The organism is Amycolatopsis nivea (assembly GCF_004522235.1).
In the GTDB taxonomy this organism is placed as follows: Bacteria; Actinomycetota; Actinomycetes; order Mycobacteriales; family Pseudonocardiaceae; genus Amycolatopsis; species Amycolatopsis nivea.
Genome location: NZ_SDLT01000003.1, coordinates 245404 through 261000, shown reverse-complemented (window position 1 = coordinate 261000; position 15597 = coordinate 245404). Strand labels below are relative to the sequence as shown.

Genomic DNA, 15597 nt, shown 5'->3' with positions numbered 1-15597 from the left:
GTGCCCGGAAATTGCTGGGAGGTCGGGCGATGGCGTTTCCCGGCGCCGCGGCACTGCACCAGACCGGCCGGCTTTACGCGCTGGGTCTCGACGTCGTCCGGCTGACGTTCCGCCGTCCGTTCCAGTTCCGCGAACTCGTGCAGCAGTTCTGGTTCATCGCGAGCGTGTCGATCCTGCCGACCGCGCTGGTGTCGATCCCGTTCGGCGCGGTGATCGCGCTGCACATCGGGTCGCTGACCACGCAGATCGGCGCGCAGTCGTTCACCGGCGCGGCGAGCGTGCTCGCGATCATCCAGCAGGCCAGCCCGATCGTGACCGCGCTGCTGATCGCGGGCGCGGGCGGCAGCGCGATGTGCGCCGACCTCGGTTCCCGCACCATCCGCGAGGAAATCGACGCGATGGAGGTGCTGGGGGTTTCGCCGATCCAGCGGCTGATCGTGCCGAGGGTGCTGGCCGCGATGGGCGTGGCGGTGTTCCTCAACGGCATGGTCAGCGTGGTCGGCGTGCTCGGCGGCTACTTCTTCAACGTGATCATGCAGGGCGGCACCCCGGGCGCGTACCTGGCGAGTTTCTCCGCGCTGGCGCAGCTGCCGGACCTGTGGATCAGCGAGATCAAGGCGCTGCTGTTCGGGTTCGTCGCCGCGGTCGTCGCGTCGTATCGCGGACTGAACCCGCGCGGCGGGCCGAAGGGCGTCGGCGACGCGGTGAACCAGTCCGTCGTGATCACGTTCCTGCTGCTGTTCGTGCTGAACCTGGTCCTCACCACGGTCTACCTCCAGCTCGTGCCGCCGAAGGGAAGCTGATGGCCACCCCGACTCCGACGCGCGTGCTCGAGGCCATCGACCGCAGGCTGGGCTTCCTCGACACCCTCGGCGACCAGATCCTGTTCTTCCTGCGCGCGCTCGGCTGGGTGCCGCGCGCGGTGCGCCGGTACCTGCGCGAGATCGTCCGGCTGCTGGCCGAGGTGAGCTTCGGCAGCGGCGCGCTGGCGGTGATCGGCGGGACCATCGGCGTGATGGTCGGGATGACCGTCGCGACCGGGACTGTCGTGGGGCTGCAAGGGTATTCGGCACTGAACCAGGTGGGCACGTCGGCGTTCGCCGGATTCATTTCGGCGTACTTCAACACCCGCGAGATCGCGCCTTTGGTGGCCGGGCTGGCGTTGTCGGCGACGGTCGGCTGCGGGTTCACCGCGCAGCTGGGCGCGATGCGGATCTCGGAGGAGATCGACGCGCTTGAAGTGATGGGCATCCCGAGCGTGCCGTATCTGGTGACGACGCGGGTGATCGCCGGGTTCATCGCGGTGATTCCGCTGTACGCGGTGGGCCTGTTGTCGTCGTATCTCGCGTCGAGGCAGGTCACGGTGTGGGGCTTCGGGCAGTCGGCGGGCACGTACGACCATTACTTCCTGCTGTTCCTGCCGCCCGGCGATGTGCTGTGGTCGTTCGGGAAAGTGCTGATCTTCAGCGTCGTCGTGGTGCTCGCGCATTGTTATTACGGCTTCCGCGCGAGCGGCGGCCCGGCCGGCGTCGGCGTCGCGGTGGGCCGGGCGGTGCGGACGGCGATCGTCGCGATCAGCGTGCTGGACTTCTTCCTCAGCCTCGCGATCTGGGGCGCGACGACGACCGTGCAGGTGGCCGGATGAACCGGCGCTGGCACAAGACCGGAGTCCGCACCGCCGGGGTGCTGTTCCTGGCGGCGCTTTCGGCGTTCGTGCTGCTCACGGTGAAGATCTACAACAAGGACTTCACCACGACGGTCCCGGTGACGCTGCAAGCCGACCGCGTCGGCAACCAGCTGCGCGCGGGCGGGCAGGTGAAGGCGCGCGGCGTCGTGGTCGGCGAGATCCGGGGCGTGCGCGCGATCCGCGGCGGTGCGGAGATCTCGCTCGCGCTGGACCCGGAGCAGGTGAAATGGCTGCCGGTCAACGTGTCCGCGTTGCTGGTGCCCAAGACCCTCTTCGGCGAACGGTACGTCCAACTGTCCATTCCGGACACCGGCCGGCAGCGCCCGTTGCGGGCCGGAGACGTGATCTCGCAGGACCGGTCGGCGAACGCGATCGAGCTGGAGCGCGTCTTCGACAATCTGCTCCCGGTGCTGAAGGCCGTGCAGCCGCAGAAACTGGCCACCACGTTGACCGCGGTTTCCACCGCACTGCAAGGCCGCGGCGAACAGCTGGGCAAGACGTTGGCGACCGCGTCGGACTACCTGCGGCGGTTCAACCCGAACCTGCCGCAGCTCGACCGAAACGTGCGCGACCTCGCCACCGTCACCCAGATGTACGGCGACATCGCACCCGATCTGCTCGACGCGCTCACCGACTCATCGGTCACCCTCGGCACGATCAACGCCAAGCGCACAGACCTCGGCTCGCTGTATCAGCAGGTGACCACGTCGTCGCAGGACCTCACGACGTTCCTGCAGCAGAACCGGAACAACATCATCGCGTTGTCCGCGGACAGCCGCCGTCCGCTCGAAATCGGTGCTAAGTACTCCCCCAGCTTCCCTTGCACTCTACAGGCGCTCACCGACTTAAAACCGTCGATGGACAAGGTCCTCGGCGCCGGAACGAAGGAACCCGGGCTGCACGTCGAGGTCACCGTGTCCAAGTCGCGCGGGAAATACGTGCCGGGCAAGGACGATCCGGCGTACACCGAGAAGACCGGCCCGCGCTGCTACCCGAGCGGGGTGACGCCGACCGCGGGCACTCCGGCGACCGTGCCGTCGACCGGCGACCTCGGTATCGCGAATTCCCCGCAGGAGCAGCAGTTCCTGGGCCCGTTGCTCGCGCCCCAGCTGGGTGTTCCGACCGCTGACGTGCCGATGTGGAGCAGCGTCCTGGTCGGCCCGCTCTATCGCGGAACGGAGGTGACGGCGAAGTGAGAAACCTTGCCGCTCCCCTGGTCAAAAGCCTGATCTTCATCCTGGTCACCGTGCTCGCGACGGTCGTTCTCGCGTTGTCGATCACCGGCGGCTCGGTCGGCGGGAGCCAGCGGTACGGGGCCACTTTTGTCGACGCCACCGCGCTGAATGTCGGCGACGACGTGCGGATTTCCGGGGTGAAGGTCGGGCAGATCGAAGGCCTCGACGTCGTCGACCAGAACCGCGCGCACGTCAGCTTCTCACTGGAAGACGGCCGCACGGTGCCCGCCAACGTGACCGCGGTGATCAAGTACCGCAACATGGTCGGCCAGCGCTATCTCGCTTTGGAGCGCCCCCGCGACCCGGCCGGGGTGTTGCCGTCCGGCGGCGAAATCCCGCTGGACCGCACGACTCCGGCGCTCGACCTGACCGACCTGTTCAACGGTTTCAAACCGCTCTTCCAGGCCCTCTCACCAAAGGACGTCAACGACCTGTCCGGCGAGATCGTCCAAGTGCTGCAAGGAGAAGGCGGCACGGTGACCGAACTGCTGCAGCACACCGGATCGCTCACCAGCACGCTCGCCAGCCGCGACCAGGTCATCGGCGAGGTGATCGGCAACCTGAACTCGGTGCTGAAAACCGTGAACGGCAAGGGAGATTCGCTCGCGACGCTGGTGTCGACGCTGCGCCAGCTCGTGTCCGGGCTCGCCGAGGACCGCACGGCGATCGGCGACGCGGTGTCCGGGCTGGCCGAGCTGACGCAGTCCACCAGCGGGCTGCTCACCGAGATCCGGCCCGGGCTCAAGGACAGCATCTCCGGTCTCGACGCGCTGACCCGGAACCTGAACAAGGGGGAGGCCGACGTGGACAAGGCATTGACCACGCTGCCCAAGAAGATGGACCGCATCGGCACGCTCGGGTCGTACGGCTCGTGGATGAACTTCTATCTGTGCAAAGCCGTCCTGGAGACGTCGCCGCCGCGCGGCGTGGCGGAGACCGCGGCGAGGTGTGGCGCGTGAAGTCGTTCCGGGAGCGCAATCCGCTCGTGCTGGGGGTCGTCGGCAGCCTCGCGCTGGCCGCGGTGCTCACCGGCACGCTGAACTACAACCGCCTGCCGTTCCTCGGCGGCACCACCTACCAGGCCGAATTCAGCGAGGCCGCCGGGCTGCAGGCGGACGACGAGGTGCGGATCGCCGGGATCAAGGTCGGCGAAGTGTCCCAGGTGGACCTGGACGACGACCACGTGCTGGTCAGTTTCCGGGTCAAGAACGCCTGGATCGGCAACCGGACGTCGGCGCAGATCAAGATCAAGACGTTGCTGGGCCGCAAGTTCCTGGCCCTCGACCCGGCCGGACGGGCGGAGCAGGACCCGGACCAGCCGATCCCGCGCGACCGCACGGTGACCCCGTACGACGTCACCGACGCGTTCAACGGCCTCGCCGACACCGCGGGCGCGATCGACACGAAGCAGCTCGCGACCAGCTTCTCGACGATCAGCGACACCTTCCGCAACTCGCCGCAGCATGTCCGCACCGCGCTGGACGGGCTGAGCGCGCTGTCGAAAACGATCTCCTCGCGCGACAACGAGATCTCCGAGCTGCTGGCCAACGCGCGCAAACTGACCACCACGATCGCCAACTCCAACGACGACTTCGAGAAACTCGTCAAGGACGGCGACCTCCTGCTCACCGAACTGGACCACCGCCGCGACGCGATCCACCAGTTGCTGGTCGGCACCCAGCAGCTCGCGAAGCAGCTGTCCGGGCTCGTCGCGGACAACACCGCGCAGCTCGCTCCGGCGTTGCAGCAGCTCGACCGCGTGACCGATCTGCTGCAACGGCAGGACGAGAACCTCGCGCAAAGCCTCAAGCTCGCCGGGCCGTACTTCCGCGTGCTGACCAACACCGCCGGCAACGGCCGCTGGATCGACAGCTACCTGTGCGGCCTCCTGCCGGAGAACCGCGATCCGTGCACCCCGCCGAAGGAAGGCGCGAAATGACCACGCGCGCGTACCGTTTTGTCGTCTTCCTGCTGGTCATGGCCTTGGTGGTCTGCGGCGTCCTGTGGTGGGTGTTCTCCGGGTCCGGCCGGTACCGCGTCACGGCGTACTTTTCGCGGGCCGTCGGTGTCTACAGTGGATCCGACGTCCGGGTGCTCGGGGTGAAGGTCGGCGAGGTCACCGCGGTCCTTCCGCAGGGCAGTCAGGTTCGTGTCGACTTATCGGTAGATCCGCACATCCCCGTCGCCGCCGACACCACCGCGCTGGTCATCGCGCCGAGCGTGGTCGCCGACCGCTACGTCCAACTGGGCAAACTCGCCCGGGGCGGCCCGCGCCTGGCCGACGGCGCGGTGATCAGCACCGACCGCACGGGCACGCCGGTAGAGCTAGACCAGCTGTATTCGAGCCTGGACACGCTGAGCAAGGCGCTCGGCCCGAACGGCGCGAACTCCCACGGCGCGCTGTCCGACCTCCTCCGCACCGGCGCGGCGAACCTGGACGGCAACGGCAAGGCGTTCAACAGCTCCGTCCGCGACTTCGCCCGCCTCGCCCGCACCCTGGCGGGCAATTCGCAGGACCTGTTCGGAACCGTCGACGAACTGCAGAAGTTCACCACCATGCTCGCCACGAACGACCATCAGGTCGCCGACGTGAACCAGCAGCTGGCCAAGGTGTCGGCCACCTTGGCGGAGAATCGCGGCGAGCTGTCCGACGCGTTGCGCTCGCTCGGCGGCGCGCTGACTTCGGTCCAGGGCTTCATCCGGGACAACCGGGCCGCGATCAAGTCCAATGTAGACAAACTGGCCAAGACGACGCAGACGCTGGTCGACCAACGCGCGTCGCTGGCCGAAGCGCTGGACGTCGCGCCGCTGGCCGCGCAGAACGTGCTGAACGCGGTCGACCCGGAAACCGGACGTCTGCAAGGCCGCGCTGACCTGCTGGATTACCTGCCGTTCCCGACGACGGACGCGGCCGTGACGGGAGGTGGCCGATGAAGGCGCGAAGGCTCTTCCTGGCGCTGGCGGTGAGCACGCTGGCCGGCTGCGCCGCACCCGGCGGCTTCCGGGGCGTCTACGACCTCCCGCTGCCCGGCGGCGCGGACCTCGGCGCGCATCCGTACGAGGTCACCGTCCAATTCGCCGACGTCCTGGACCTGGTCCCGCAAGCCGCGGTGAAGGTGGACGACGTCCCGGTCGGGCGGGTCCAATCGATCCGCCTGGGCGCGGACGGCTGGACCGCCGAAACCGTCCTGGCGGTGAACGGCGACGTCCACCTGCCCGCGAACGCCGTCGCCCGGCTGCGGCAATCGTCGCTGCTGGGCGAGAAGTTCGTGGAACTGGCCGCGCCGGTCGCGTCCCCCTCCGGGCAGTTGGGCGACAAGGCGGTCATCCCGGTGTCGCGAACCAACCGGAACCCGGAGTTCGAGGAGATCTTCGGTGCACTGTCGCTGCTGCTCAACGGCGGCGGGATCGGGCAGCTGCAGACGATCAACCGCGAACTGACGAAGGCCATGGACGGCAACGAGGAGGAGATCCGCAGTTTCCTGTCCGGGGTCAACCAGCTGATGACGAACCTCGACGCGCACCGCCGCGACATCACCGCCGCGCTGGACGGCCTCAACCACCTGTCGGCGTCGCTGGCCGACCGGAACCAGCAGATCGCCGACGCCCTCACCGACCTGACTCCCGGTCTGAAGACCCTCACCGACCAGCGGCCGCAGCTGGTGACCATGCTGCAATCGCTGGACCAACTGTCCACAGTGGCCACTGATGTCACGAACAAGAGCCGCGACGACCTGGCCGCCGACCTGCGCGCACTCGCTCCCATCCTGCGACGCCTGGCCGATGCGGGGCAAAACCTGCCGAAGGCGCTGGAAATCCTGCCCTCGTTCCCGTTCACCGACCCCGTCCTGGACGCGATCAAGGGCGACTACCTGAACGTCTACGCCACGGTCACGCCCGGTGCCGGTGTCCCGCTGCCGCCGCCGGGTCAAGGCGTCCCGCCCGGCCTTCCGACGCTGCCTCCCCCTTCCGGGGGCCAGTGATGCTCACCAGACGGATCCGGATCCAGGTCATCGCCTTCGTGATAGTCGCGCTGGCCGCGACTTCGTTCGTCGGCGCGAAATACGCCGGGATCGCGCGTCTTTTCGGAGCCGGGACCTACACCGTGCACCTGGAACTTTCCGAAGGCGGCGGCATCTTCACCAACGGCGAGGTCACCTACCGAGGCGTGGCAGTCGGTCGGATCGGCCAACTACACCTGACCGAACACGGCATGGAAGCGGACCTGTTGCTGGACACCTCCGCCCCGCAGATCCCCTCGAACGCCCGCGCAATCGTCGCGAACCGCTCCGCCGTCGGCGAGCAATACGTCGACCTGCAACCGACCACCGACCGGGGTCCCTATCTGGAGGACGGCAGCGTCATCCCCCGGAGCTCCACCACCCTGCCCCTTCCCGTGCAGACCTTCTTGTCCGACGTGGACTCGCTAACGTCGTCGGTCCCGACCGAGGACCTGCGCACCGTGGTCAACGAACTGGACAACGCCCTGCAAGGCAGCGGCCCAGACCTGCAGTTGCTGATGGACACCGCGAGGTCCTTCACCGATTCCGCCTCCGCCCACCTGCCCCAAACCACAAAACTCCTCGACGACGGCTCGACAGTCCTGAAAACGCAAGCCGCGTCCTCGACCGCGTGGCGCGACTTCAGCCGGAACGCCCACCTGTTCGCCTCGCAACTGGCGTCGTCGGACGGTGACCTGCGCCAGCTGATCGCGACCGCCCCGCCGGCTGCTACCCAGGTGACGGGCTTGCTGCGCGACAACAGCCCCGGTCTCCCCATCCTGATGGCCAACCTCTTGACGACAGCCGACGTCTTCAGCGCCCGAACGGACGGCTTGGAGCAACTGCTGGTGACGCTGCCGAAAACCGTAGCCGCAACGTCGTCAGCCATCACCCCCGACAGCGGACGGCTGTCGCTGGCCCTGACGTTCTTCGACCCGCCACCGTGCCGGAAAGGGTACGAGAGCACGAAGATCCGCAGCAGCGCCGAGCTGCCGGTGCTCCCGTTCAACACCTCGGCGGCCTGCACCCTGCCCGCCGGAGACCCGTCGTCGGTGCGCGGCTCCCAGCACGCACCACACCCCGGAGTCCCAGAGCCCGCCCACCCAGGCGGCCTCCCCGCGGCGGCTGCCGGACTTCCGACGTCGACTGATCTGGAGGAGATGCTGTGGCTACGCCGGGGAAACTGACGCTCCCACCGGACGAGACTTCCTCCGTCGACGATTTGCCGCCTGACACGGAGTCTTCGCTTGTCGCCGACTCCGCGACCGACACAACCTCCTCCGATTTGCTGCCTGACGCGGAGTCCTCACGCGTCGTCGACTCCGCGACCGACACAACCGCCTCCCCCACGACCGCAAAATCCCCTCGCAGGTGGACGTGGGCCGCCGGAATCGCCCTGACCGCAGCCGCCGCTTTCGCCGCCTGGTCAGCCTGGTCGTGGCACGCCGCCGCAACTGCCCCCGCCTCAGCCGGAGGCGCGACCCGCGACGAAGCCGTCACCGCCGGCCGCACCCTGATCACCACGGTCACCACCTTCGACCCCCAACACCGCGACCAAACCCTGACCCACTGGCAATCCGCGACGACCGGCTCTCTCCAGTCGACCCTGCCAAGCAACGTCCCGCCCGACGGCTCCGCCACCACAGGCCACGTCCTCGACGCCGGACTCTCCGACCTAGACGCCGACGCCGGTACCGCGAAACTCCTGGCCTCCGTGGAAATCACCGTCACCAAAGACGGCACCGCACAGCCCATCCGCCGCACCCGCCTGGCCGCGACGATGACCCGCACAGCTTCCGGCTGGAAACTCAGCTCACTGGAGCAACTGGGGGTGGCGGGGTCATGAAGCTCTCCCTGCACCGGCGGAAGCCACGCACCGAACCCGCTGACTTCGCTGCGGCCGCAACCGACTCCGCGCGCCCCAGCACTGTCGCTGCCGACGCCGCCCAGCCACATGCAGCAAGCACCAACCAGCCACCAGCCGCAGCCGTCCAGCCACGCACTTCCGGTGCCGGAACTGCCAAGGCATCTTCCGAACCCGAGACCACCGCAGCAGCGCACACCGCTCCCGAGCACGCCACTGCCCCAGCCGAATCCGCCCAGCCACCCGCGAACCCCGCCCAAGCCTCAGCCACCGACCAGCGAACCACCGCGGCAGCCATTCAGCCAGCACACACCACCGCTCAGCCACCCTCTCCCGCGACCGCCACCTCCTCCCGCACCGACTCAACTCCCCACACCACAACAACCTCCGATCCCCACCAACCACCCGCCGACACCGAACCCGCCAAACCTCCCGCTCCCGGCCCCAACGCCGAGCATCCCCGCAACACCCGCCTCCTCGCTCTCCTCCTGTCCTTGACCGTCCTGTTCACCGCCGTCGGCGTCTGGTGCACCGTCGAAGCCCGTTCCACCAGCGCGTCCGCCGCCGCCTCGAACCGCGCGCTGACCGATCAGCCCGCGACCGCCGCGGCTACTTCCGCCATCAGCCTCACCCTCAACAAGATCTTCTCCTACACCTACGACAAAACCGACGTCACCGAGAACGCCGCCGCCACCCTGCTCCGCGGCCACGCCCGCGATTCCTACGAAAAACTCTTCGCCCAAGTCCGCACAATGGCCCCGAGCCAACGCCTGACTCTCACCTCCCGCGTCTCCGCTGCCTCCGTCCAGCACCTCACGAACGATCACGCACAGTTGCTCGTTTTCCTCGACCAGTCCGCCACGAGGGGGAATTCCGCCACTCCCGAGGCAGCCGCCGCGCAACTGGCCGTCACCGCTGAACGCATTGACGGAAACTGGTTCGTCACCGATCTAGCTCCCCGATGAAATTCTGTTTCCTCACCGCCGAAGGAGTACCGTCATGCCCATTTCCCGGATCGCCAGAATCGGCGTGCTCGCAGCGGCCGCCGCGACCGCGGTCAGCCTCGCCTCCGCCGTTCCAGCATCAGCGACCGAAATACCCATTCCGATCTCCTACTCGGTTACGGGCAGCACGGTCGTGAAGAAGACCGGAAGCACCCTCGACCTCGGCCCCGGAAGTCTCGCCGGAAATCTCCTGGTCGACGATCAAACCGGAGCCGTCGGTCTCAACGCCAATCTGCAATTGCCGCCAGCGACCGCGCACATTTCGCTGCTCGCGGGCGGCTTCAAGATCAAGGCGAAGGTCACCGTCACCCCGACCGCACCCGCGACCGGCACCCTCGCGAACGGCACCCTCACCACGCACGAAACCGCGAACATGGAGATCAGCGACATCTGGGCGGGTCCGATCGTGCCGGTCTTCCCGGTCCCGACCGTGCCCGGCAGCTGCACGACCGTCAAGCCGATCGACCTGACCCTGACCGCGGCGAACGTCGACATCACCAAGCCGATCACACTCACCGGGAATTACACCATCCCGGACTTCAAGAACTGCTTCATCGCCGACCTCGCGCTCGGCGCACTGGTGTCCGGACCGGACAACACCATCTCGCTGACCTTGACCTCCAAGAACTGATCAACCACCCGAAAACGGAGTGCCGGAAACTGTTTCCGGCACTCCGTTTTCGTATATCCGACCCGAACGCAATTGTCATGCTCACACGAAACGCCGATACTGTTTACGCGGCCGATGACAAAAGAATCGGTCCAGTCGCCGACTCGCGGACAAGGCGCTGACCAGGGTTGTTGCCGACTGAACTCACGGGTAACCTTGGGCTCGCGGCCGGTATCGCTCACCGAGCCGATCCCCGTTCCCGAAAACCTGGTCCGGAACGGAATCCGCGGAAACCTCCGTCCCCACTGCGCAGGATCGCCGCGAAAACTGCAGTCCGATCTAAGGAGAATGGTATGCCCCGGCTCAGCAAACTGTCCACGGGAGTGGCGACCGGCGTCGCGGTAGGCGCGATCGCGGTCCTCACCGCAGGCACGGCCTCGGCCGCCACCGCGACCTACCAGGCCGGCCCCGCGAACTACAGCTGCACGTTCCCGGCCATCCCGGCACAGAACGTGGCGATCACCGCGCAGTTCGACGGCCCGGACACGATCCCCGTCAACGGCACCACGACGCCGTCCAACGTTTCCGGCACCGCGACCATCACCGCGCTGGTCCACGCGCTGCTCACCGCCGCGGGATACGACGGAATCCGCGGCACCGCCGACGTCCCGATCACCGTCGACAACGGCTCGCTCTCCCCGTCGGACGCCTCCGGCCTGCAGATCCCGGAGCAGATCTACCCGGCGGGCGGCGCGATCACGGTGAACATCGCCCAGACCTCGACGTCGTCGATCCCGACCTACACCGCGCCGAGCACCCCCGGCACGGTGACGTTCGGCCTCGACACGGGACTCTCCGCGCAACTCGAGTTCCACAAGGCGTCAGACGGCAGCTGGACCCCGTGGACCATGCAGTGCAGCGCCCCGTCGGGCACCAGCTTCAGCCCCTCGGGCACCATTTCCTGACCCATTCCGGAGGAGGGGCGGCCGAGTGCCGCCCCTCCGCCGTCGTATCCAGGACCGGCGCAGCCAACCAGAAGACCAGCTCCCGCCCGGCCGTGTGCCCCGGTCTGGCACCTGAGAACCGCTTCCCGTCGTGACACGGAGAAGCGCCTTCCTCAGCATGCGGGCAACGATCCGCTGGTGCGGCGAACGAGAAACCGGTTCAACGCCCGAGCTTCCCAGCGCACCGGAAACCGGCTCCGTTCAACGTCCGGCAACCGGCTCGACCCGAGACGAACAGTCGTGACCCCGTTCCAGCGCACCGGAAACGCGGCCCTGCACCCTCGCCGCCTGGCGCTTCACCGACGGCAGCGGATCGACAGATCCGTGATCACCAGGTTGTACTCGTAGCCCGCCGACGCACCGGTGACCGGCCCGCACACCGGCGGTTTCGGCACCGTCGCCTGGCTGTAAGTGTTGTTGCCCCAGAGGACCATCGACCCGTCCGCCTTGACCACCAGGTTGTGGTTCCACCCCGCATCAATGGCGACAACCCCGCTCTTGGCCGCCGCGGGGACCTCGGTCTGGCCGTCGTTGTCGTGCCCCCAGGCGATCACTCCGCCGTCTTTCAGCGCGAGGCCGTGCTCATACCCGGCCGAAATCGCAGTCACCCCGGACCGCGCCGCCTCGGGAACTGTCGCCTGGCCGAAAGTGTTGCTGCCCCAGGCGAATACGGAGCCGTTCTTCAGTACGAGGCTGTAATCCCCGCCCGCCGAGATCGCGCTGACGCCGGACTGCGCGAAGTCCGGAACGTCCGACCGGTTCCCCCAGCTGACCACCCGGCCGTCCGCCAGCAACGCGAGACTGTGCACCGCACTGGTGGAAATCGCCGTGACCCCGCTGGAGACCGACGCGGGAAGCTCCGTCTGGCCGTACCAGTCGTTCCCCCACGCATACACCTTGCCGTTCTTGAGTCCAAGGCCGTGCGTCCAGCCCGCAGCGATCTGGCTGGTGCCCGACGACAGTTCCGCCGGCACTTCGCTTTCGCCGAAATTGTTGTCGCCCCAGGCGAGCACGGCACCGTTCTTGAGCGCCATCGCGAACTCTCCTCCGGCCGAAACCGCGGAGAGACCCGAGGTCAGGGCCGGTGGCATGGGCGAGGGCGCTTTTTGCGTCCCCCACTGGTAAAGCCCGCCCGCGGCGGTCAATTGCGGCACGTTCGCCGCGCCGGCCGCACTGCCTGCCTCCCGCTGCGCTCCCGCCGCATTCGGTCGCGTCGGCTGCGGCGCCCACGTCGCGGCTGCCGGACCGCTCGACGAGGTCCCTGCGCCCACTACGACGACCGCGAAGACCGCCGTCGCTGCCTTGCGCCATCTCCGGCGTCCGGCCGCCATCGCAGCTCCTTCCTCCGTGCTTCCCGCAGAGATGTTCCCAGTCCCGCGGCCTGCGCGGGGAACGCGCGAATTCTTTGTCAGTTTCCGATGAAAAACCGGCTCCAGACTAGCTCCCGGCCATAAGAAAACCCTTTTCCCGCAACGGAAAACGACCGTCCGCCACCCATGCTTGCGCACCGGCGAAACTCACCGGTAACTTCGCTCGGAACCCATTTTCCGGACCGCAGGGCGAGGAGGTACACGATGCCGAACCCACGCGGGCGCTCCGCCCGCCGCCGCCCAGCTTCCCTCGCCCTTGCAGTACTCGGCGCACTGTCGATCGGCACCGGTGCCCTCACCGGCGTCAGCTCCGCCTCGACCGAGACACCCACCCCCGCCGCACCGCCCCCGTTGTCAGCCAGCGAACAGAGTGTCAGCAAGGACATCGTCCTCGACTGCCCGTTCGCCGCCCCCGCCGGCTCGCAGCAGATCACCCTCACCGTCTCCGCGACCGTGCCCGCGACGGTGCCGGTCGGGTCCGCGCTGAAATTCCGTTCCCTGACCGCGTCTTTCACGCTTCCGCGCGCCGTCGCCGTCCAGCTGGCACCAGATGCCCCAGACGGCATCCGCGGCGGCCTGACCCTCGACCTCACCGCGCGCCAAGGCGACAAGAGCACCGCGATTCCCGCTCCGTTCACGATCGCCGCGACCCCGTTGCCGCCAGCAGGCGACGTGAAACTCACCGCGACCGCGGACCTGCCGGAACAGGCGGTTACCGTCCCCGGCAAGGTCAGCTTCGACGTCGGAGCCCCGACCATCGCGGTGAAACCGGCTGCCGACGGCGCCGCCGAGACCGCACCGGTCGCCTGCACCCTTCTTCCCGACCAGACCACCACCCTCGCGTCGATCCTCGCCACCGGAGCGCCCACGACTGTCCCGAAGAAGCCAACCGAGCCGAGCACCGCGCCGTCGCCGCCGCCTTCAGCCCGCCGCGACGCGGCTACTCCGCAGGACGACCCTCCTTTCCCGCTCATCACCCCGCTCGACTACGTCCAGGTCGCGGCGACTTCGTCCGTCTACCGGCTGGGCGCGACCGTCGCCAGCGCTCGGACCGGGGTGCTCAACGGAACCTGGACGGTCCTGCTCATCCCGCCCGACTATCTCCAGCACGACCCGAGCACGATCAGCGGAAACGTCGGCTTCCGCCCGGTCGACGCGACTTTCCTCGGCTTCGGCTTCGTTCCGGTGACCGCCACCGTCGAGTTCCTGCCCGTCGACTACCGCAACTCCAAGCTGATCGAGTTCACCGGCAAGCTCGTCCTCTCCGGCGATTTCCTGACCACGCACATCCAGGTCATGGCCCGGATGAGCAACGCCAGAATCAACGGCGTGCCGCTTGACCTCGGCCCGGACTGCGTCACCGCCAAGCCGATCTCGCTCAGCCTGTCCGGTGCGTACAGCGCCTTGAAGGGCGGCATCCTCAGCACGGACCCGAATTCGCCCGACCCCGACTACCGGGGTTTCGCCCTGCCGCCGTTCGTCCACTGCGGCACCGCCGAACCGCTCAGCCCGCTGCTCACCGGCATGGCCTCCACCACGACGAACGTCAACCAGGCCAAGGTCGTCAACGTCAACTTCGGCTCTTGCCCGGCCAAGGACTATCCGGATCACACCAAGTGCAAGCCCATCCCCAGCACACCGCCTCCTGGCTGAGACCGAACACCGCACCGGCTGCCGGAACGGTGTTCGGTCCAGGTTCCGCCAGCCCGCTGACGACCGGGCAGCACCGGTTTCGCTCCGCTGCTTCACCCGGTGGCCGCCGACCACGACCATGAGCCCGGCGGCCCGGCCCCGGCACCTGCACCGGTCGCCGCTCGTCCAGCAGCATCGCGGCACGCGGCCGATCGGTCATCCGCTCGCCCGCGAGGGAGCCGCCAGCACGGGAATGCGCGGCACGCTCAGACCATGACAATCCAGCCAAGCGCGCACCGCCACGAAGGCAACGTCAATGAAGGGCGGAAACCTGTGCCGTCATCAATGAGGAAATTATGCGTGGCAACAACCACGTTAGCCGCCACCGTATTGGCTGGATCCCCACCGGCCTCAGCCGCCGACGGAACGGCATACACACTCGGAGCGGATCAGCCGGTGCAACTGTCGTGCCTGCTTGGCCCGCTCGGGCCCGAGCCCGCCGAGATCACGGCACACTTCACGGGACCAGCGTCTGCCGGACGGGGAGACACCGTCACGTTGACGGAGTTCGGCGGAACCCTCACCCTTACCGGGTTCGTCAGAGCAATCCTCCAAGCCGCAGGAATCGACGGACTACGAGGTGCCGCGGACGGACACTCCTTCGACTTGTCGCTGTCGGCCTCCGCGGGCTCGCTGTCGCCGCCTTCTGTCACCGGGTTCACGATCCCTGAAACCGCTACCTCGGCAGGCAAGGGAAACGACCCCATCGCGCTGCCGATCGTGCCAGCTGCCTCGTCGGCCGTCTCCTACAGCGCTCCCGGGAGTCCAGGAAGCGTCTCCTTCTCGACTACCGGAAACGTCCCCGGCATCGACGACTTCACCTTTCACCTGCAAACCCACTACAAAAGTTCTGGCTGGCAAGACCTTCTGGTGCAGTGCCACCCGACAGTCGAAATACCCGACTTCTCTCCCAGCATGACGATCTTGTGAAGCCGCGAAGGGTCGTCGCAAGCCAAGCCGAACGCCCCTAGGCCGCCAACGTCAGCCCGCGCTCATCGCACACTGCTCCAGTCTCACCCGCAAACCACACAAAATTCGCCATTGAGCGGCTACGTTGGCTGCTACCAGCGATTCCGACGCTGTCCGTCCTGGTGTTCGCCGGGTTGCGTTCCCTCCCCGCCGGGCCTCTG

The 15597-nt window shown here is 67.7% G+C and carries 15 protein-coding genes; 14 read left to right on the top strand and 1 reads right to left on the bottom strand.

From position 1 onward, the window contains the following. Positions 1-29 precede the first annotated feature (29 nt). From EIZ44_RS05190 to EIZ44_RS05135, 12 genes are all read left to right on the top strand, one after another. Complete coding sequence (locus EIZ44_RS05190; RefSeq protein WP_037811666.1) at positions 30-803, top strand: MlaE family ABC transporter permease; 774 nt, start codon at positions 30-32, stop codon at positions 801-803. Continuing rightward, positions 803-1645: an MlaE family ABC transporter permease gene (locus EIZ44_RS05185; RefSeq protein WP_037712855.1), complete on the top strand. Its 843-nt coding sequence runs from the start codon at positions 803-805 to the stop codon at positions 1643-1645. The genes EIZ44_RS05190 and EIZ44_RS05185 overlap by 1 nt, the downstream gene beginning before the upstream one ends. After that, positions 1642-2883, top strand: coding sequence for an MCE family protein (locus tag EIZ44_RS05180; protein WP_134727856.1), 1242 nt, complete (start codon positions 1642-1644; stop codon positions 2881-2883). The genes EIZ44_RS05185 and EIZ44_RS05180 overlap by 4 nt, the downstream gene beginning before the upstream one ends. Then, complete coding sequence (locus tag EIZ44_RS05175) at positions 2880-3881, top strand: MCE family protein (RefSeq protein ID WP_037811670.1); 1002 nt, start codon at positions 2880-2882, stop codon at positions 3879-3881. The genes EIZ44_RS05180 and EIZ44_RS05175 overlap by 4 nt, the downstream gene beginning before the upstream one ends. After that, positions 3878-4861, top strand: a complete 984-nt coding sequence (locus tag EIZ44_RS05170; protein ID WP_134727855.1) for an MCE family protein — start codon at positions 3878-3880, stop codon at positions 4859-4861. The genes EIZ44_RS05175 and EIZ44_RS05170 overlap by 4 nt, the downstream gene beginning before the upstream one ends. After that, positions 4858-5856: an MCE family protein gene (locus EIZ44_RS05165; protein ID WP_134727854.1), complete on the top strand. Its 999-nt coding sequence runs from the start codon at positions 4858-4860 to the stop codon at positions 5854-5856. The genes EIZ44_RS05170 and EIZ44_RS05165 overlap by 4 nt, the downstream gene beginning before the upstream one ends. Beyond that, the gene (locus EIZ44_RS05160) at positions 5853-6905 is read left to right on the top strand and encodes an MCE family protein (protein WP_037811674.1); all 1053 of its coding nucleotides are present in this window, start codon (positions 5853-5855) and stop codon (positions 6903-6905) included. Before EIZ44_RS05165 ends, EIZ44_RS05160 begins: the two co-directional genes overlap by 4 nt. Next, positions 6905-8110, top strand: coding sequence for an MCE family protein (locus tag EIZ44_RS05155; RefSeq protein WP_037811676.1), 1206 nt, complete (start codon positions 6905-6907; stop codon positions 8108-8110). Before EIZ44_RS05160 ends, EIZ44_RS05155 begins: the two co-directional genes overlap by 1 nt. Further along, positions 8089-8769, top strand: a complete 681-nt coding sequence (locus EIZ44_RS05150) for a hypothetical protein (RefSeq protein ID WP_240691224.1) — start codon at positions 8089-8091, stop codon at positions 8767-8769. The genes EIZ44_RS05155 and EIZ44_RS05150 overlap by 22 nt, the downstream gene beginning before the upstream one ends. Before the next feature lie 512 nt (positions 8770-9281). After that, positions 9282-9752, top strand: a complete 471-nt coding sequence (locus EIZ44_RS05145) for a hypothetical protein (protein ID WP_240691223.1) — start codon at positions 9282-9284, stop codon at positions 9750-9752. A gap of 34 nt (positions 9753-9786) precedes the next feature. After that, positions 9787-10422, top strand: coding sequence for a hypothetical protein (locus tag EIZ44_RS05140; protein ID WP_037811678.1), 636 nt, complete (start codon positions 9787-9789; stop codon positions 10420-10422). Positions 10423-10754: 332 nt separating this feature from the next. Further along, the gene (locus tag EIZ44_RS05135) at positions 10755-11366 is read left to right on the top strand and encodes a DUF6801 domain-containing protein (RefSeq protein ID WP_037811680.1); all 612 of its coding nucleotides are present in this window, start codon (positions 10755-10757) and stop codon (positions 11364-11366) included. Positions 11367-11701: 335 nt separating this feature from the next. Here EIZ44_RS05135 and EIZ44_RS05130 read toward each other — a convergent pair whose 3' ends face one another. Beyond that, positions 11702-12736, bottom strand: a complete 1035-nt coding sequence (locus EIZ44_RS05130; RefSeq protein WP_134727853.1) for an RCC1 domain-containing protein — start codon at positions 12734-12736, stop codon at positions 11702-11704. A 243-nt stretch (positions 12737-12979) separates the two neighbouring features. Between EIZ44_RS05130 and EIZ44_RS05125 the strand changes: the two genes are divergently transcribed. Together EIZ44_RS05125 and EIZ44_RS05120 are read left to right on the top strand one after the other, a co-directional pair. Further along, positions 12980-14428 carry a DUF6801 domain-containing protein gene (locus EIZ44_RS05125; protein ID WP_205673050.1) on the top strand — a complete coding sequence of 483 codons (1449 nt, stop codon included), beginning with the start codon at positions 12980-12982 and terminating at the stop codon, positions 14426-14428. Between the two features lie 339 nt (positions 14429-14767). After that, complete coding sequence (locus EIZ44_RS05120) at positions 14768-15397, top strand: DUF6801 domain-containing protein (RefSeq protein WP_134727851.1); 630 nt, start codon at positions 14768-14770, stop codon at positions 15395-15397. Positions 15398-15597 lie beyond the last annotated feature (200 nt).